Below are 17,771 nucleotides of genomic sequence, written 5' to 3'. Positions count from 1 at the left end.
ACGGCTCAAGCCAGTCGCGCTATTGCAGCGTCGGATCGAGCCGGTCGCGCAGCCAGTCGCCGATGACGGAGACCGCCAGCGTCGTGACCACAATGGTCGTGGCTGGCGCCAGCATGATCCAGGGCGCCCGGGTCAGGTATTCGCGCCCGTAGCCGACCATGTTGCCGAGGCTGGTCATCGGCGGCTGCACGCCGAGGCCGAGGAAGGACAGGCCCGATTCCATCAGGATCACCTCGGGGAACACCAGCGTGGTCGAGACGATCAGGGTGGAGGCGATGTTGGGCAGGATGTGCCGCAAGTAGATCCGCGCCGGCGTCGCCCCTAGCTGGCGGACGGCTGCGGCGTAACCTTGCGCATTGGCGGAGATGGCAAGGCCGCGCGCGATGCGGGCATAGCGCTCCCAGCCGAAGAGGCCCATCAGGCCGATCAGCAGCGGCAGCGAATTGCCGAAGAAGGCGAGCACGGCCAGCGCCATGATCAGGAACGGCATGCTGGCCTGGAAGTCGGTCAGCATCAGCACGAGCTGCTCGACCACCCCGCGGAAATGCGCGGCGAAGAAGCCGAGCGTGGTGCCGACCACGGCCGAGATCGCGGTCGCGCCGAAGGCGATCAGCAGCGAGATGCGGATCGAGACCAGGAGGCGCGACAGCACGTCGCGGCCGAGTTCGTCGGTGCCGAGCCAATGCGCGATATTGCCGGGCGCGGAGAGCCGGTTGCGCAGGTCGAGCTGGGTGAAGCCGTAAGGCGCGATCTTCTCGGCGAAGGCCGCGATCACCAGCATCGCGACGATCCAGATGATCGCGAGCGCGACCGAGACCGGGATCGCCGGCAGGCTGATGCGGCGGCGAACGGCGCTGTCCTTCAGCGTGGCGTCGGTCATGCGTGCGCTCCCTTGGCGCGCAGGCGCGGATCGAGGAAGCCGTAGAGGAAGTCGACGATCAGGTTGGACGTCACCATGGTCAGTGCGACCAGCAGCAGGATGCATTGCACGACGGCGAGGTCGCGGTTGGCGACGGCGACGACGAGCAGGCGCCCCACTCCCGGCCAGGCAAACACGCTTTCGACCACGACCGCGCCCGCGATCAGCGTGCCCACCATGAAGCCGAGGATGGTGACGGTCGGGATCGCCGCGTTCGGCAGCGCGTGCGACGTCACCACCTTGCGCCACGGCACGCCCTTGGCCGACGCCGTGCGGATATAGGACTGGCCGAGCACCTCCAGCATGGCGCTGCGGGTGAAGCGCGCCAGCACGGCGGCGCCGCCGAGGCTGAGTGTCGTGATCGGCAGGATGGCGTGGCGCCAGCTATCCTGTCCGCCCGAGGGCAGCCAGCCCAGCTGCACGGCGAAGACGAGCACGAGCAGCAGCGCCAGGACGAAGCTCGGCACGGTGAAGCCGGCGACCGCCGTGATCATCACGGCGCGGTCGATGGCGGAGCCCCGATGCAGCGCGGCATAGATGCCGGCGGGAATGCCGAGCGCGACCTTGAACACGAAGGCCGGCAGCGTCAGCGCAAGCGTGGCCGGGATGCGCTCCAGCACCAGCTCGATCGCGGGCCGACCGTCGCGCATGGAGCGACCGAGCTCGCCCTTGGCAATGGCGCCGAAGTAATCGAGATACTGGAACCAGATGGGATCATCGAGGCCCCAGGCCTTGCGGAAGGCCGCGAGGACTTCCGGCGGCGCCTCCGGACCCAAAATCATCAGCGCGGGATCGCCGGATAGCCGCAGCACGACGAAGGCGAAGGTGACGACGAGAACGATCGTCAGGGCCGCGCGTCCAATGCGAATGGCGAAATAGCGTCCCATCAGGCCGCGTCCCGCGTTTCGGCCTGCGGCCCCGTGACGAGATGGCAGGCGACCTGCCTGTCACTGCCGACCGCTGAGAGCGCCGGCACCTCGCTCTTGCATCGCGCAATAGCGCGCGGGCAGCGCGGGTGGAAGGCGCAACCGTGAGGCCGCGCGGCCGGGTTCGGCGGATCGCCTGAAAGCACGATGCGGCCCGCACTGCGGCGGCCGGGTGCGGGTGATGCCGAGACCAGTGCCTGTGTGTAGGGATGTTCGGGGCGCGCAAAGAGATCGTCGGCGCTGCCGATCTCGACGATGCGGCCGAGATACATCACGGCGACGACATTGCTGATCTGGCGGACGACGCGCAGATCGTGGCTGATGAACAGCAGTGTGAGCCCAAGTTGCGCCTGGAGGTCGCACAAAAGGTTCACCACCTGCGCCTGGATCGAGACATCGAGCGCGCTGACCGGCTCGTCGCAGACCAGGAAATCCGGCTTGGTCGCCAGCGCCCGCGCCAGCACGATGCGCTGGCGCTGCCCGCCGGAGAGCGCGCCCGGATAGCGCGCGCCATGCGCGGGTGTCAGCTCGACCGCGCGCAATAGTTCGCGCACGCGATCCTCGCGCTCAGCGAGTGTGCCGAGGCCGTGAATGTCCAAGGGCTCGCGGATCTGGGTGGCGACCGGAAGGCGGCGGTCCAGTGCGCCCAGCGGATCCTGGAAGATCATCTGCATGCGCGCCCGCTGCGCGCGCCACGCAGCCGTTCCCGGCGCGGCCATCGGCTTGCCGCCGAACCGCACTTCGCCGCGATCAGGCGGCTCGAGGCCGAGCACGATGCGGCCGGTGGTCGATTTGCCCGAGCCGGACTCGCCGACGAGGCCGAGCGTCTCGCCCCTGGGAATGGTCAGCGACACGCCGTCCACGGCATGCACGGCGGTAGCTCGGCCGAACATTCCGGAGCGCATGGAATAGCTGCGCGAGATCGAGGACACCTCGACGAGCGGCGCGCTCATTCGGCGGCGATCCCGAGCAGCGCGCGGCGCGAGGCTTCGGCCCGGATGCAGGCGACCGCGCGATCCTCCGCGATCGGCGCGAGCGTCGGCACGCCAAGGCCGCACGCCTCGGCTGACAGCGCACAGCGCGGCGCGAAGGCGCAGCCATCAGGCATGTGCGCTGGATCGGGCACGGTGCCGGGAATGGCGGTGAGACGGCGGCGCGGCCCGTCGAGCGGCGGCAGCGCGCCGATGAGGCCCTGAGCATAGGGATGCACGGGATCGGCAAAGAGCTGGTTGCTCGGCGCCTGCTCGACGATGCGGCCGGCATACATCACCGCGACGCGATCGCAGTTCTCGGCGACGACGCCGAGGTCGTGGCTGATCAGCACCATCGCCATGCCCATCTCGCGGCGGATGGTGGAAAGCAGCTCCAGAATCTGCGCCTGGATGGTGGCATCCAGCGCCGTGGTCGGCTCGTCCGCGATCAAGAGATCGGGATTTCCTGCGAGCGCCATCGCGATCATGATGCGCTGGACCTGGCCGCCGGAAAATTCGTGCGGATAGGCGGACAGCCGCCGCGCCGCATCGGGGATGCCGACCAGATTGAGCAGCCGCAGCGCTTCCGCTCTGACCGCTTCGCCCTGGAGATCGCGATGCAGCGCCAGGGCCTCGCAGAGCTGCTTGCGGATGGTGAGCACCGGATTGAGCGCGCTCGCCGGATCCTGGAAGATCATGGCGACCCGCCCGCCCCTGACCTGATCGAGCTCTGAGGCCGGCGCCCCGAGGATCTCGCGCCCGTCGAGCCGCACCGAGCCCGAGACCTTCGCGTGCGGCGGCAACAGGCCAAGCGCGGCTAGCCAGGTTACCGACTTGCCGGAGCCGGATTCGCCGACGAGGCCGAGGGCCTCACCCTTGCCAAGAGTGAGATCGACGCCGCGTAACACCGCGACGCCGTTGAAGGCGACGCCGAGGTCCCGGATGCTGACCAGCGGCGACACCGCTTAGGCCTCGAAATTGCCGGCGCGGAAATCCATCGCGAAAGCCGGCGACGCCTTCCACTTGATCGATTTCGGCTTGGCGGTGAAGGTCGCGTTCTGGTGCAGCACCGTATAGGCGGGGTCCTCGCGCTCAGCGATCTCGAGCATGCGATGGAATGCCTTCTTGCGCGCAGCGCGGTCCGTCGAGGTTTCCAGGAACTCCGACAGCTTGTTCAGCTCGACGTTGGTCCATTCGCCGATCTGCTGCTGCTGGCCGTTCGGTCCGTGCTGGGCGACCAGTGAGGAGACGGGATCGTTGAAGGCGGCCGAGTTCGACCAGTCGCGCACGGCGCGGGTCGGCGCACGCTCCATGATCTGCGACCAGTTCTCCTTGGTCTCGATTTGCACGTTGAGGCCGACCGACTTCCACATCTCGACCAGGATCTGCGCGGTCGCGACCTGATTGGTGTAGTAATTGTTGAGCAGGCGGTACGGAATCGGATCGCCCTTGTAATTGGCCTGCTTGAGCAGATCCTGCGCGAGCTTGGGATCGTAGGCCGGCACGCTCCAGTCGGCGTTGAACATGTCGCCGTAGAACTCCCACTGCAGGCCCTTCGGCACGCGGGTGCGGCCGGCCCACAGGCTGTCGACAATCGCCTGGCGCTCGATGGCGTGGGTGAAGGCGCGCCGCACCAGCGGATTGGCGAGCACGGCGTGGTTCTTGTCGAACACGGTCAGGCGGTGATTGAGGATGGTGCCGCCCTGCACTTCGAACGCCGCGTTCTTCTCGATACCGGCGATCTGGTCCGGCGGGATGTCGCAGGCGAACTGGTATTCGCCCGAGAGCAGGCCGTTGATGCGGCTTGCGACTTCAGGGACTTCGAGGAAGCGGATGCGCTTGAGCGGCGGACGGCCGCCCCAATATTCGTCGTGCGCTTCCAGCGTCAGCGACACGTCGGGCCTGAGCTCGACCACCTTGTACGGGCCGGTCGTAACAGGCTTGCGCGCCCAGTCGAGATAGCTTGCGGATTCTTCCCAGGCGCGGCGGTTCATGATGTCCGGACCGTAGCGCTGGAGCCGGCCTTCGATCGTGACGTCGGGCGTCGCGTTGTAGAAGCGCACGGTGTATTTATCGACGGCATCGACGCGCACGAGGTCCGGCCAGATGCGGCGGGCGACGGCGGGCACGTCCGGCGGCAATTCCTTGCCCGGGCGCGGCGTCGGAATCTTCTCGAAGGCCTGGATGGTGGTGCGGCTCTTGGCCTCGGTCTCGCCGAACATGCGCTCGCGGCTGAAGGTGAAGACGACGTCCTCGGCCGTCAGCTCGTCGCCATTGTGGAACTTGACGCCCTGGCGCAGCTTCAGCTCGACCGTCTGGTCGTCGATGCGGCGCCATTCGGTCGCAAGACCCGGCACGGCCTCGAGGTTGCCGCGCCAGTTCTTCGAGATCAGGCCTTCCCAGATCGAGGAGAAGAACACGCGCTCGCCGACATTGGACTGCTCGCGCAGCACGTCGAGCACGTTGGCGTTGGTCACTTTCTGCACGGCGATCGTGACCGAGGGACGATTGTCGCCCTGCGCGATCGCAAAGCGCGGCAGCAGCAGTGTGCCAGCGGCCGCGCCGCCGGATTTCAGGATGGTGCGACGGGTGAACTTGCTCATGACGATAACCCCTGCCCTTTGTGGGATCGGCTATTCCGCGAGACCGAGCGCGGCGAGATGCGCGGCGCCAGCGCGAACGTGGTCGTGGTTGCGCAGCTCGAGGATCAGCCGCGGATTGGACGTCAGCCGGCCAAGTGCGCGGAACACGGCGACCCACGGGATGTTGCCTTCGCCCGGCGCCCAGTGGCGGTCGGCAAAGCCGTCGGTGTCCTGGAGATGGACATGCGTCAACATGTCACCGGCGGTTTCGACGTAGTAGTCGACCGGCGGCGCGCCGGTGGAGATGTGGGCGTAGTTGGCGTGGCCGGTGTCGAGCGAGACGCGGACCTTGCTGCTTTCGAGCGCCTTGGCGAGCCGCACGCGGTCGCGCGGATCCTTGTCCTCGATGTTCTCGATCACGATCTCGCAGCCGGTCGTCTCGGCGCGTGCGATCACCTCGGCGAGCGTCGCCTTGACGCGCTCGACGAGATTGCTGCGGTTGTCGGGAGAGAGATCGAGATTGTTGTAATCCCAGGTCGTGAACGGCGAATGGATCACCATCTGTGTCGCGCCGAGGAACTCGGCGGCATCGAGGCCCTGAAGCAGGCGCTTCGTCACGGCCTGGCGGATCATCGGATCGTGGCTGTCGATCTTGAAACCCCAGAACGGGCCATGAATGCCGAGACGGCCGGTGTGGCCCGACAGCATCTGCTTGATCTCGGTCGCGGTGCTGCGCCAGTCGCTGTCGAGCAGGTCGGCGCGGAAGAAATCCTGGATTTCGAGATCGCGCTGCCGTTCCAGAAGCCAGTCGCGGTGGGCGGGGATCGATTTGATGGACAACGCAGCGCCCAGCACCGGCTTCGACATGGCTTGCTCCCTTGACCGTCGGCGATGACGGGAGCAGCGCTAGACCAGTTCAATGACAGGCCCGTGAAACCGAGATTCCGCAGCGTCGAGCAGATGTGGACATCCCGCGCATCGCCAGCATCGATGTTGTGCAGCGGCGCTGGGGCCGATGCAGGCACGTGCAACTTGCCACAGAAGCAAGTTGAATCGTGTCCGTAGTGATCCGGAATGGAATCCTATTTCGATGTCGCGTACATCGCGGGACATCGATCGGCGGCCACTTCCAGGGGCATCACCCTCTGATCGCGCAACATGGGGTTGGGGGACCACATGGAGCGGGGGATTGAAGGCTGGGGCAAGGTGACGAGGTCCGGACTCCTAGGCACTCCGGACCTCGGAACTTTCAGCATCGAATGCAGTTTCGCGCCGCCGGCTTGATCAGCCGCGCGGCGCGAAATCGTTTCAGGCTGCCCTATCCGATCAGTATTTGCCCGATCGGATCATTTCGGCACGTTCCGCTCGAGATCCTCGAGCCAGGCCGCCGCACTCGAATCCGATGGCGCGCGCCAGTCGCCGCGCGGCGACAATGAGCCGCCGGACGAGACCTTCGGTCCGTTCGGCATCGCCGATCGCTTGAACTGGCTGAAGGCGAAGAAGCGGCGCAAGAACACCTCCAGCCATCGCCGGATCTCGGGAAGATCGTAGGCCCTGCGCTTGTCGGCCGGGAATGCCGGCGGCCATTCGCCGCTGGCGACATCCTTCCAGGCGTGCTGCGCCATGAAGGCGATCTTGGACGGCCGCAGGCCGAAGCGCAGCGTGTAGAACAGGTTGAAGTCCTGCAGCTCGTAGGGGCCGACGGACGCTTCCGTGCTCTGCGGCGTCTCGCCGGGCTTGACCGGAACCAGCTCAGGCGAGATCTCGGCCGACAGGATCGACGCCAGCGTCTTGTTGACGTCGCCTGAGAACTGTTCTGAGGCGATCACCCAGCGGATCAGATGCTGGATCAGCGTCTTCGGCACCCCCGCATTGACATTATAATGCGCCATCTGGTCACCGACGCCGTAAGTGCACCAGCCGAGCGCGAGCTCGGAGAGATCGCCGGTGCCGATGACGATGCCGCCGTGATGATTGGCGAGCCGGAACAGATAGTCGGTGCGCAGGCCCGCCTGCACGTTCTCGAAGGTGATGTCGTAGACCTTCTCGCCCTTGCCGAAGGGATGACCGATGTCCTTCAGCATCTGCGTCGCCGTGGTGCGGATGTCGAGTTCCTGCCAGGTCGTTTTGAGCGCCTTCATGAGCGCCAGCGCGTTGGTCTTGCTCTCGCTGCCGGTGGCAAAGCCCGGCATGGTGTAGGCCAGGATGTTTTCGCGCGGCAGGCCGAGCAGATCGACCGCCTTGGCGGCGACGATCAGCGCGTGGGTGGAATCGAGGCCGCCGGAGACGCCGATCACGACGCGCTTGGTGCCGGTGGCGCGCATGCGCTGCACGAGACCTGCGACCTGGATGTTATAGGCCTCGTAGCAATCCTGCTCGAGCAGGCTCTCGTCGCTCGGCACGAATGGAAAGCGCTCGATCCTGCGCTGGAAGCCGATGTCGGCCGCCGGCGGCTTCAGGGCAAAGGTGATCCTGCGATAGAAGCCTTCGCGCTGGCGGCGGTTGTCGTCGAACGTGCCCATGAGGGCACGTTCCTGCCTCAGCAGGTCGAGATCGACGTCGGCCGTGGTGATCTGGCCGCCCTGGCGGAACCGCTCGCCCTCGGCCAGCAGCACACCGTTCTCGTAGATCGAGGTCTGGCCGTCCCAGGCCAGATCCGTGGTGGATTCGCCGGCCCCCGCGGCGGAATAGACGTAGGCCGCAAGGCAGCGCGCCGAGGTCGACTGGCATAGCAGCGCGCGCGAGCGCGCCCGGCCGATCGTGATCGGGCTGCCCGACAGATTGATCAGCACGCTCGCGCCGGCGAGCGCCAGCTCCGAGGCCGGCGTCACCGGGATCCACATGTCCTCGCAGATCTCGACGCCGATAGTCAGGCCCGGCACGTCCTCGGCCGCAAACAACAGGTCGGCGCCGAACGGTGCGTGCAGCCCGCCGAAGGTGATCGTCTCTCCGGCGAGACCGGCGCCGGAGGCGAAATGCCGTCCCTCGTAGAATTCGCGGTAGGTCGGCAAATAGCTCTTCGGCACGACGCCGAGGACATTGCCGCGATGGATGACGACGGCGCAATTATAGATGCGGTTGCCGAACCGCAGCGGCGCGCCGACGATCAGGACGGTCATCAGCGCCGAGGAGGCCTCGACGATCGCGGCGAGCCCGCGCTCGACCGCATCGAGCAGCGGATCCTGCTTCACGAGATCCTCGATCGCGTAGCCGGACAGGCACAGCTCGGGAAACACGGCGACCGCCACCGACTGCTCGTGGCAAGCATTCGCCGCCTCCAGCACGGCCTTGGCGTTGGCCGAGGGATCAGCGACATGGGAGGTGGTGACGCAGGCCGCCACGCGCGCAAATCCGTGGGCGTAGATCGAATGGAAAGTCATCGCGTACCCTTAAATCTCGTCACGGCCGGTGCCGACGGCTCTGGACTCTATGTAACCCATCGACCCCGCTCCGTGCAGGCCATCCGCCATCATGCATAACGGATTTGCGCGCCGGCCCGGCCGGCGCCTGGCGCGGTCAGGCGCTGCGGGCCAGCACGCCCGAGAGGTCGTCGAGCAGCCATTCGGCGATCCGCGGCCAGGCATGGGCGTGGGTCCGCGCACCCATGAACAGGCCGAGATGATCGCTGGGCTCGGAGGCCGCCGCGATGAAGGCTGGCGGCGTGCCGACGAGGTTGGCGGTGGCGAGCGCCTGTGATGCCGGCACCACATCGTCGTCGAGCCCGGCCAGCAGGAAGAGCGGCGCCCTGACGTTCTTCAGATCGACCGCACGGCCGAGAGCGGTGAAGCTGCCGGCGGCAATCCGGTTTTCGCGGAATATCCAGTTGACGATCTCGAGATAATACCTGCCGGGCAGGTTGAGCGTCTCACTATTCCAATGATCGAAGCGTGCGAGCAGCGCCCCGCCCTCCTCGTCGGTGAGGTCCTTCTGCAAGGCGGCTGCGATGTCCTCGCGGCTCGGCGCCTTGGACCAGAACCGCAGCATCTCCTCGCCGCTGACATTGCCGCCGCCGCGCGCGACGAGCTGCTCGTAGACCAGCTCGGGCGCATTGCGGGCGAGGCGCGACAGCTCCGAGTCGATCGCAAGATCAACCGGCGCGCCTGCCAGCACCAGCCGCCGCACCTTGGCCGGAAAGCGCGCCGCATACAGCAGCGACAGCCAGCCGCCCTGGCACAGGCCGATCAGATCGACCGGCGCGCCGATCTCGTCGATGGCGAGGTTGAGATCGGACAGATAGCTGTCGATCGAGAGATAGCGCATGTCGGGCGTAGCCGAACGCCAGTCAGTGAGATAGACGCGGTCGATGCCGCCGCTTTGCAGGGACTGCACCACGCTGTGGCCGGGCGCGAAGTCGGCGATCAGGGCGCGATGCAGCGCATAGGGCGCACAGACCAGAGCCGGCTGGCCGGAGCGCGTTCGCGAACAATCGCGCAGGCGCATGGTCGCAAGCTCCAGCGCGACGGAGTTGGGTGTCGTCCATGGCAGGCTGCTGTCGTTCTGCTCCGGCGAGGCCCGCTCCAGCCACCAGAAACAGGCGTCCATGGCGAGCCGTGCCGCCGTGAACGGCCACTGCAGCGCCTCGTCCGGGACCGGTCCCGGTCCGCCCTTCTGTTTACCTGTCGTCTCCACCATGGCTATCTCACGGGCCTTACAGGAACGCCTCGAGGCTGACGACCGAAATGCCGAGCTCCCTGAAACTATGATGGGTCGCGGCCACGGAGCCGCCGAGATCGATGCCGCGGCAGGCGTCCTCGATGACGGCGACCTCGAACCCGGCCTTGCGGGCATCCTCCGCCGAGAAGCGGACACAGAAGTCGAGCGCGAGACCTGCGACGAACACGGTCTTCAGCTCGCGTTCGCGCAAATAGCCGAGCAGGCCGGTCGGCGTGCAATGGTCGTTCTCGAACAGCGCCGAATAGGAATCGATGCCGCGGCGAAAGCCCTTGCGCACGACGAGACTCGCGCAGGCGACGTCGAGGTCGCGATGAAATTCGGCGCCCGCCGTGCCCTGCACGCAATGCGTCGGCCACAGCACCTGGGTGCCGTAGCCGAGCGCGACGGTCTGGAACGGCTGCTTGCCCGCATGGTTCGGCGCAAAAGAGACATGGTCGCGCGGATGCCAGTCCTGGGTCAGCACCACATTGGCGAACTTTTGGGCAATCCGGTTGATCGCCGGGACGACCTTCTCGCCGCCGGGAACAGCAAGCGCTCCGCCGGTGCAGAAGTCGTTCTGCACGTCGATCACCAGCAGCACGTCGCGGTCTGTAATCTTCATTGCAGGGTCTCATTCCATCTGCCCGGCACTGGGGGTGCGGCACGCCCAATGTCGATCTTCCCGCGCTGCTTCGCAACCAACCAAGCGTAGCGCGTTCGGTTCAAATTGGCGGCCGATCGGGCCCGAAATGAAACGCTTTGCCCGCGTCCGTGTTGACTAGCCGCACCCAAGGGCGGATTCTCTGATATCCGCAGCATGCGGACTTGCGTCGATGGAGCGGAGGAAGAGGTTTCCCGCAGCTGCCAAGGCTGCGGAGGCCGGATGGTCATGACGATCGGCAGGACAGGACAGATTCTTCTCGCCGATATCGGCGGCACCAATGCGCGCTTCGCGCTGAGCCAGGACAGCGGAAGCCAGGGCGCTGGACCGATCGACTATGTGAAGGTGGCTGATTTTCCGACCGTCCGGGAAGCCATTGTCGATGTTCTCGCGCGCAGGACCGGCGGCGTGCCGCCGCAACGCGCGGTGCTGGCCGTGGCGGGTCCCGTCACCAACAACCGCTGCGTCATGACCAACAGCCCCTGGGTCATCGACGGCAACGAGCTCCAGCCCGCCCTCGGCATGGGCAGCGTGCATGTGCTCAATGATTTCGAGGTGGTGGCCTGGTCCCTGCCCGCCCTGGAGCCTGCCGACCTGATCCCGCTCGGCGGACAGGACGGCCTGCCCGGAGAGCCGTTGCTGGTGGTCGGGCCTGGAACCGGCTTCGGCGTCTCCTGCCTGGTCGAGCGCCACGGCGCACGGCTGGCCGTCGTGACCGAGGCGGGACACGCCACCCTGCCGGCGGAGAACGAGCGCGAGGAGCGCGTGATCGCCTGCCTGCGGCGACGCCTCGGTCATGTCTCCATCGAGCGCGGCGCGCTGTCCGGCTCCGGCCTCCAAAGCCTCTACGGGGCGCTGGCCGAGGTCGACGGCGCCCAGGTGCCGCATCGCGATGCCGCCGCCATCACCAAGGCGGCGCTCGAGGGCAGCTGTCCCGTCAGCCGCGCGACGCTGGAGATGTTCTGCGCCATCCTCGGCTCGGTCGCGGGCAATCTCGCGGTGACCTTCGGCGCCCGCGGCGGCGTCTACATCGCCGGCGGAATCGTGCCGCGCTTTCCGGAGTTCCTCGCAGCCTCCGCCTTCCGGGCGCGCTTCGAGGCCAAGGGCCGCTTCCAGGACTACTTGCGCAACATCCCGACGCGGCTGGTCACCAAGCCCGATGCAAGCTTCCTCGGCCTGAGGATGTTCGCCGACCACAATCCGGATTGAGGGACGCGCGACCTCTTCCGGTTCCAGTAATTCACAGCTGATTGCAATTCACACGCGGTTCCACGCAGGATCGTGCTTGCCCCTTCGTTTCCGATGAGAAACAATTCGCGCAGTGTGTAGCGTAGTTGCGGGGGCGTGACATGCGCAAGCAGGACCTAGGCTTCGACCATCACCGCTATCACCGCCTGCTGACCGAGGCGGACGACGAGGACAAGCGGCTCGCCCTGATCGAGCTCCTGATCGAGGAAAAGGCCCGCGACCGGCTTGCGGCGCAGCGTGCCTCGGACCGGGCCGCCATGACGGCTCACACCATCGCCACCGTGCTGAAGAACGGCCGCAGCTGAGGCTCGGCGATCCCGTAGCGGCGGTCGAATGCGCGATCGGATTGCGATTCCGTTAACGATCCCTCGAAAGCTCGCGTCAAACTTTTTGCTCTAAGAGTTCCCCTCACCTGATGCAATTCAGGATCAACACAAGGGGGGAATGAACATGAGCATGATATCGCTCACCGCGATGCCGGCTGCCACCGAAACGCGTATTGCCGATTCTGCCTTCAAAGCTATCCTGCTGTTCTGCTGCATGGGCCTCGTCGCCTCGTTCAGCCTGATGGCGCGCGGCATCGACCTCAGCGCCGGCCTGATGTGACGTTGAATTAGACTATTGGAATTAGATTATTGGAATGAGATTATTGCGCGGAATGGCCGCCCTCTCCCGGGCGGCCATTTTCGTTGGCGGCGCGTTCGCCGTCGCCAGCGCGGCGCCTTCGCCGTCGCTCAGTGCGGCGCCTTCACTGTTGCTTCCGGAAACATCGAATCGATCATCGCCTTGAGCTGATCGATCGAGATCGGCTTGCGCAGGATCGGCCTGCGCCGGAGCAAGGACGGCAGCAGCTCCGGCCCGTAGCCGGTGGCGAACAGGAACGGCTTTCCGCGGCGCTCGATCAGGTCGGCGACGGGATCGACGTAGACGCCCATCAGGTTGATGTCGAGGATGGCCATATCGTACTGCGCGGTCATGGCAAAGGCGCTGGCGTCGCGGACATTGTCCGCTTCCGCGACGACGTGGTGGCCGAGCTCCTCCACCATGTCGGCGATCATCATCCGGATCAACGCCTCGTCTTCGACCAGGAAAACGGAGAGTCCGTCCGCCATATCAACCCCGCAGTCAGCTTGCGAAGCTAATCATAACCGAATTGCGGAGAGGATTCACGAATTCGTGGCGGGCGCCGTTAATTCAGGCGCGCCCGATCCGATTCAACTTGATCAATCCAGTCCGCGCTCGTGGCTGAGGCGCACCATCTCCTGGATGAAGACCTGCTTCTGCTTGTCATCGAGGCTCGAATAGAGCGGCTCGGCGGCGTCGGCGACGTTGCGCTGGTCAGCGGCGCGGTCGATCAGGAATTGGGCCTCGTTGCGCATCTGCTCGATGATGTCGTCAGGGGGATCCCGCTTGGCCCGCGCAACCCGCAGGTTGAGCCGCTCCGCACCATTATGCCCGAGGTAGTGCATGGCGCTGGAGAAGCCGTACCAGTGCTTCTCCTGGTCGGGCGTGAGGTTCAGCTCGGTCTTGATCCGCTCGATATAGGAATCGCTGTTGGAGACGATCTGATCGGCGGTCAGCTGCGGCGCCCCAGTCTGCGTGAGAACCGTGACATCCTTATTGTCCTTGGCGTCCTGCGGCGCATTCCTGGCTTCCTTGGTCGCCTTGGCGCCCTTGCCCGCCTTGGCGCTCTTGGCATCCTTGGCCGCGCCCTGCTGCTTGGCGTCCTTGCTGGCATCCTTATTGGCATCCTTGGCGGCCGGCGCCTGATTGCCGTTGTTGCCGACGCCGAGCACGCCGGTGAAGACGCCGACCACGCCGCCGATCGCGCCACCGAGCACGCCACCGACCGGACCCGCGGCCTTGTTCCCGGCCGCCGCGCCGTCCTGAACGCCCTTGACCAAACCTTGAGCATTCGCCACCGCGGCGGCGCCGAGCAGCAGCGCGAGCACGGACCCCAGCGCGAACCATCGCCGCAAGTGAAGCCGCGCGGGCAGCGCCGGGTTGATCATTCTCGTCTCCATCGTCGATCTCTCGGGGTGGGAGCCACCCGCCGGTTGCAACTCTATCGTTTCCACCGCTTCGAGGTCCAGACGCAGCCGATCGCTGTCCACGCCCGAAAAGTCTTTCGCGCGAAGCGGTTACGCAGGCTTATCGGAAACTGCGGCGTAATTGCGCACGGAGCGTTCCAGGCGGGCTCGTGCGATGTGTGCGTCGCAATAGGATCGACCGCGGTTCAAGTCCGGCGCAGAAGGGCGCTAAGCATTGCGGCGCGTTCGGACGCAACGTTAGTTCTAGGCGCGAGCCGTTCGGTTTTCTCGACAGACGCGATCAATCATGATCTGATCGCGCTACCAATTTGCCGTCGAGCTGACGGCATCAATAAGAAACGTCGAACGACAAACTCCCAAAAGAATTCAAGAAGAGCTCGGAAGAGTTCAGAGGAAACACCAGAACAATAAAACACCCAAGCGAGGAAACGAGATGTCACGCAAGAAACTGACGCGACGTCAATTTGTGGCTGCCACTGCAATGTCCTCCGCGGCGCTGATCACGGCGCCCTATGTCCGGGGCGCTTACGCCGCCGGCAAACTCTCGATCGGCTTCTGGGACCATTGGGTACCGGGTGCCAACAAGACCTCCACCGACCTCGTCAACGAGTGGGCGGCCAAGGAGAAGGTCGAGGTCTCCATCGACTACATCACCAGCAACAACAAGAAGCTGGAATTGACCGTCGCCGCCGAAGCCCAGGCCAAGTCCGGTCACGACGTCCTGCAGATGCCGACCTGGTGGCCGCACGCCTATGCGGAGAATCTCGAGCCGGTCAACGACGTCATGGAGCCGATCCTCAAGCAGAACGGCGAAGTCAACGGCACCGTCAAATATCTCGGCCAGGCCGGCGGCAAATGGCTTGCGGTGCCCTCGACGATCGGCAGCCAGATCAAGGGCCCCTGCTCGCGCATCGATCTGATGAAGAAGCATGCCGGCATCGACGTGCAGGAGATGTATCCGGCCGGCAGCCCGCCGAAGGCCGACAACTGGACCATGGAGACGTTCCTGAAGGCGGCCGAGGCCTGCCAGAAGGCTGGCTTTGCGTTCGGCATCGGCCTCGGCGAGACCACCGACAGCGTCGACACGGCCGGCGCCATCTTCCAGTCGTTCGGTGCCGAGCTCGTCAACGCTAAAGGCGACATCACGGTGAAGACCGATCAGGTTCGCCAGGCCATGGAGTTCTACAAGAAGCTGATCGCGGTGCTGCCGCCGGACGCGCCGTCCTGGGACGATGCCTCGAACAACAAATGGCTGATCTCCGGCCGCGGTGCGATGATCCTCAATCCGCCGAGCGCCTGGGCGGTTGCCAAGCGCGATGCGCCCCAGGTTGCCGAGCAATGCTGGACGCACGGCTTCCCCGCTGGGCCCAAGGGCCGGTTCGCACCGTACCTGCCTTACTTCTGGGGCATCTGGAGCTTCGGCAAGAACAAGGAGGCCGGCAAGAGCCTGCTCGCCTATTTGTCCCAGCCGTCCTCAATCGAAAAGTTCGTCGCAGCGAGCGGTGGCTACGACCTGCCCGCCTACGCGAACATGACGACGCTGAAGACCTGGGCCGAGGAAGGCCCGCCCAAGGGAACGCTTTATCACTATCCCAATCCGCACAACCACCAGACGCTGTCGATCGCAGCGTCGCCGGCGCCGCCCAAGATCGCGCAGCAGATCTACTTCCAGGCGACGCTGACCAAGATGGCGCTGCGTTATGCGCGGGGTGAGACGATGGATCAGGCGCTCGCCTGGGCCGAAGGTGAATGCGAAGGCTTCATGCGGAGCTAGACCGGGACTGCGCCGAGGCGATTCACGCCACACGCGTATATCGCCTCGGCATCCCCATCCGCGCGACCGTGGAGCCGACCGGTATGGCTGGCTTCGCGGCTGGACAGTTTACGAAAAGCTGACCCAAGGACTCTGACATGGCCGATGTCGTCGTTGAGCAAGGTCGCGTCGCACGTGCGGGCGCGCGCAAGGGATCGGGCCTGCGCAACGCGCTGGGCCGAAAATCGACGGTCGCGTTCTTCCTGACGCTGCCGCTGATCCTCCTGATCGTGCTGCTCGTGCTCTATCCCGCCTTCTATTCGCTCTATCTGGCGACGCTGAACAAGGCGATGACGAAATTCGTCGGCCTTGGCAACTTCACCTTCCTGTTCAAGCGCGAGACGTTCTGGATGGTGGTGAAGCAGTCCTGCATCTTTGCGATCACCGCCGTGATCTTCAAGGCGCTGATCGGCTTCATCGTCGCGCATTTCGTCCATAACATTCCCGGCAAGAAGCAGCGCAAATGGCGCGGCATGCTGCTGGTGCCTTGGGTGATCCCGCCGGCGATGAGCACGCTCGCTTGGCTGTGGCTGTTCGACCCCTCCTACAGCGCCTTCAACTACACGCTCTCCTTCTTCGGTGTCGGGCCGATCCCCTGGCTCGGCGACACCTTCTGGGCGCGCTTCTCGGTCATCCTCGTCAACGTCTGGTACGGCGCGCCGTTCTTCCTGATCATGTATCTGGCGGCGCTGAAATCCGTGCCCGACCAGCTCTATGAAGCGGCGGCGATCGACGGCGCCAATTGGTGGCAGCGGATCTGGTACGTCACGTTGCCGATGATGCGCAACATCATCGCCATCACCACCCTGTTCTCGCTGATCGTCACCTTCGCCAATTTCGACATCGTGCGCATCCTGACCTCCGGCGGACCGCTCGATACGACGCATCTGTTCGCCACCTGGGCGTTCCAGGTCGGCATCCAGAGCAGCGACATTCCGCTCGGCGCCTGTGTCTCGTTGTTCATGGTGCCCATCCTCGCCGTCGCAGCGATCTTCATCCTGCGTGATGTCTCCAAACGGGGGAACGAAGCCTGATGAGCACCCTCGCAATCGACAAGGCCGGGCCTTCCCGCAAGGTCAAGTATGGCAGCATGAGCCGGGACCGCGCCTGGGCGCTGCGCTGGTCCTACTTCTTCCTCGTGCTGTTTGCGATCTTCTTCCTGACGCCGCCGGTCTACATGCTGATCACCTCGCTCAAGAGCAGCGCGGAGATCTCGGCGGCCACCAACCCGTGGTGGGTGTTTCACCCGACACTGTCCAACTATGCCGAGCTCCTGACCTCGAACCAGTTTTTGCGGTTCTTCTGGAATTCGTCGATCATCTCGATCACGGTCGTGATCGTCACGATGCTGATCAGCATCCCCGCGGCGTTCGCGTTGGCGCGGATGAAGTTCTGGGGTTCGGCGACGCTCGCGACTGGCGTGTTCCTGACCTATCTCATCCCGGACAGCCTGTTGTTCATCCCGCTGTTCAAGATGCTCGCCGTGGTCCAGGACCTGACCGGCATCACCCTCCTCAACAGATGGTACGTGCTGGTATTCATCTATCCGACGCTGACGGTGCCGTTCTGCACCTGGATCATGATCGGCTATTTCGCCTCGATCCCGAAGGAGCTTGACGAGGCCGCGCTCATCGACGGCGCCTCCTGGCTGCAGACCCTGACGCGGATCTTCATCCCCGTCGCGCTGCCCGGGCTGATCGCGGCGACCATCTTTGCCTTCACGGTGTCCTGGGCGCAGTTCCTCTATCCGCTGGTGTTCACGACGTCAGTGGACCAGCTCGTGCTGCCGGTCGGCATCACCACGACGCTGATCAAGGGCGACGTGTTCAACTGGGGGCAGATCATGACCGGCGCGCTGCTTGGCGCGGCGCCGCCGCTGATCATCTACGCCTTCCTGATGGACTATTACATTGCCGGCCTGACCGCCGGCGCGACCAAGGGTTGAGA

General features: G+C 65.3%; 17 protein-coding genes. 6 read left to right on the top strand and 11 right to left on the bottom strand.

Annotation, left to right across the window (positions count from 1 at the left end; translation table 11 throughout):
- Positions 1-19: 19 nt before the first annotated feature.
- The 9 genes from AAFG16_RS25805 to pncA form a co-directional block, all read right to left on the bottom strand.
- Positions 20-880, bottom strand: coding sequence for an ABC transporter permease (locus AAFG16_RS25805; protein ID WP_342729847.1), 861 nt, complete (start codon positions 878-880; stop codon positions 20-22).
- Entirely contained in the window at positions 877-1,806 is a 930-nt protein-coding gene (locus AAFG16_RS25800) for an ABC transporter permease (RefSeq protein WP_342729845.1), read from the bottom strand. The genes AAFG16_RS25805 and AAFG16_RS25800 overlap by 4 nt, the downstream gene beginning before the upstream one ends.
- On the bottom strand, positions 1,806-2,798 hold the full coding sequence (locus AAFG16_RS25795; RefSeq protein WP_342729843.1) for an ABC transporter ATP-binding protein: 993 nt from the start codon (positions 2,796-2,798) through the stop codon (positions 1,806-1,808). Before AAFG16_RS25795 ends, AAFG16_RS25800 begins: the two co-directional genes overlap by 1 nt.
- Positions 2,795-3,778: an ABC transporter ATP-binding protein gene (locus tag AAFG16_RS25790; RefSeq protein ID WP_342729841.1), complete on the bottom strand. Its 984-nt coding sequence runs from the start codon at positions 3,776-3,778 to the stop codon at positions 2,795-2,797. Before AAFG16_RS25790 ends, AAFG16_RS25795 begins: the two co-directional genes overlap by 4 nt.
- A gap of 3 nt (positions 3,779-3,781) precedes the next feature.
- Entirely contained in the window at positions 3,782-5,419 is a 1,638-nt protein-coding gene (locus AAFG16_RS25785; protein WP_342729839.1) for an ABC transporter substrate-binding protein, read from the bottom strand.
- Positions 5,420-5,449: 30 nt separating this feature from the next.
- Complete coding sequence (locus AAFG16_RS25780) at positions 5,450-6,265, bottom strand: sugar phosphate isomerase/epimerase family protein (RefSeq protein ID WP_283079199.1); 816 nt, start codon at positions 6,263-6,265, stop codon at positions 5,450-5,452.
- Between the two features lie 479 nt (positions 6,266-6,744).
- Complete coding sequence (locus AAFG16_RS25775) at positions 6,745-8,778, bottom strand: NAD(+) synthase (RefSeq protein WP_342729837.1); 2,034 nt, start codon at positions 8,776-8,778, stop codon at positions 6,745-6,747.
- Positions 8,779-8,914: 136 nt separating this feature from the next.
- On the bottom strand, positions 8,915-10,030 hold the full coding sequence (locus tag AAFG16_RS25770; protein ID WP_342729835.1) for an alpha/beta fold hydrolase: 1,116 nt from the start codon (positions 10,028-10,030) through the stop codon (positions 8,915-8,917).
- Positions 10,031-10,046: 16 nt separating this feature from the next.
- Positions 10,047-10,673, bottom strand: coding sequence for a bifunctional nicotinamidase/pyrazinamidase (gene pncA, locus AAFG16_RS25765; RefSeq protein WP_342729833.1), 627 nt, complete (start codon positions 10,671-10,673; stop codon positions 10,047-10,049).
- Between the two features lie 267 nt (positions 10,674-10,940).
- On the opposite strand from pncA, the gene glk reads away from it, so the two are divergent.
- The 3 genes from glk to AAFG16_RS25750 all read left to right on the top strand — a co-directional run bounded on the left by glk (position 10,941) and on the right by AAFG16_RS25750 (position 12,566).
- On the top strand, positions 10,941-11,921 hold the full coding sequence (gene glk, locus AAFG16_RS25760) for a glucokinase (protein WP_342740968.1): 981 nt from the start codon (positions 10,941-10,943) through the stop codon (positions 11,919-11,921).
- A 140-nt stretch (positions 11,922-12,061) separates the two neighbouring features.
- Complete coding sequence (locus AAFG16_RS25755; protein WP_342729831.1) at positions 12,062-12,265, top strand: hypothetical protein; 204 nt, start codon at positions 12,062-12,064, stop codon at positions 12,263-12,265.
- Between the two features lie 145 nt (positions 12,266-12,410).
- Positions 12,411-12,566, top strand: a complete 156-nt coding sequence (locus AAFG16_RS25750) for a hypothetical protein (protein ID WP_283079194.1) — start codon at positions 12,411-12,413, stop codon at positions 12,564-12,566.
- A 128-nt stretch (positions 12,567-12,694) separates the two neighbouring features.
- On the opposite strand, the gene AAFG16_RS25745 is transcribed toward AAFG16_RS25750, so the two are convergent.
- Entirely contained in the window at positions 12,695-13,072 is a 378-nt protein-coding gene (locus AAFG16_RS25745; protein WP_283079193.1) for a response regulator, read from the bottom strand.
- Positions 13,073-13,183: 111 nt separating this feature from the next.
- Positions 13,184-13,972, bottom strand: coding sequence for a Spy/CpxP family protein refolding chaperone (locus AAFG16_RS25740; protein ID WP_342729829.1), 789 nt, complete (start codon positions 13,970-13,972; stop codon positions 13,184-13,186).
- A gap of 472 nt (positions 13,973-14,444) precedes the next feature.
- On the opposite strand from AAFG16_RS25740, the gene AAFG16_RS25735 reads away from it, so the two are divergent.
- The 3 genes from AAFG16_RS25735 (at position 14,445) to AAFG16_RS25725 (ending at position 17,769) form a co-directional block, all read left to right on the top strand.
- The gene (locus AAFG16_RS25735; RefSeq protein WP_283079191.1) at positions 14,445-15,785 is read left to right on the top strand and encodes an extracellular solute-binding protein; all 1,341 of its coding nucleotides are present in this window, start codon (positions 14,445-14,447) and stop codon (positions 15,783-15,785) included.
- A gap of 137 nt (positions 15,786-15,922) precedes the next feature.
- Positions 15,923-16,858 carry a sugar ABC transporter permease gene (locus tag AAFG16_RS25730; protein WP_283079190.1) on the top strand — a complete coding sequence of 312 codons (936 nt, stop codon included), beginning with the start codon at positions 15,923-15,925 and terminating at the stop codon, positions 16,856-16,858.
- Complete coding sequence (locus tag AAFG16_RS25725; RefSeq protein WP_342729824.1) at positions 16,858-17,769, top strand: carbohydrate ABC transporter permease; 912 nt, start codon at positions 16,858-16,860, stop codon at positions 17,767-17,769. The genes AAFG16_RS25730 and AAFG16_RS25725 overlap by 1 nt, the downstream gene beginning before the upstream one ends.
- The last annotated feature ends 2 nt before the right edge of the window (positions 17,770-17,771 follow it).

Source organism: Bradyrhizobium sp. B117 (genome assembly GCF_038969555.1).
Classification (GTDB): Bacteria; Pseudomonadota; Alphaproteobacteria; order Rhizobiales; family Xanthobacteraceae; genus Bradyrhizobium.
This window is presented reverse-complemented; position numbering and strand designations above follow the sequence as displayed.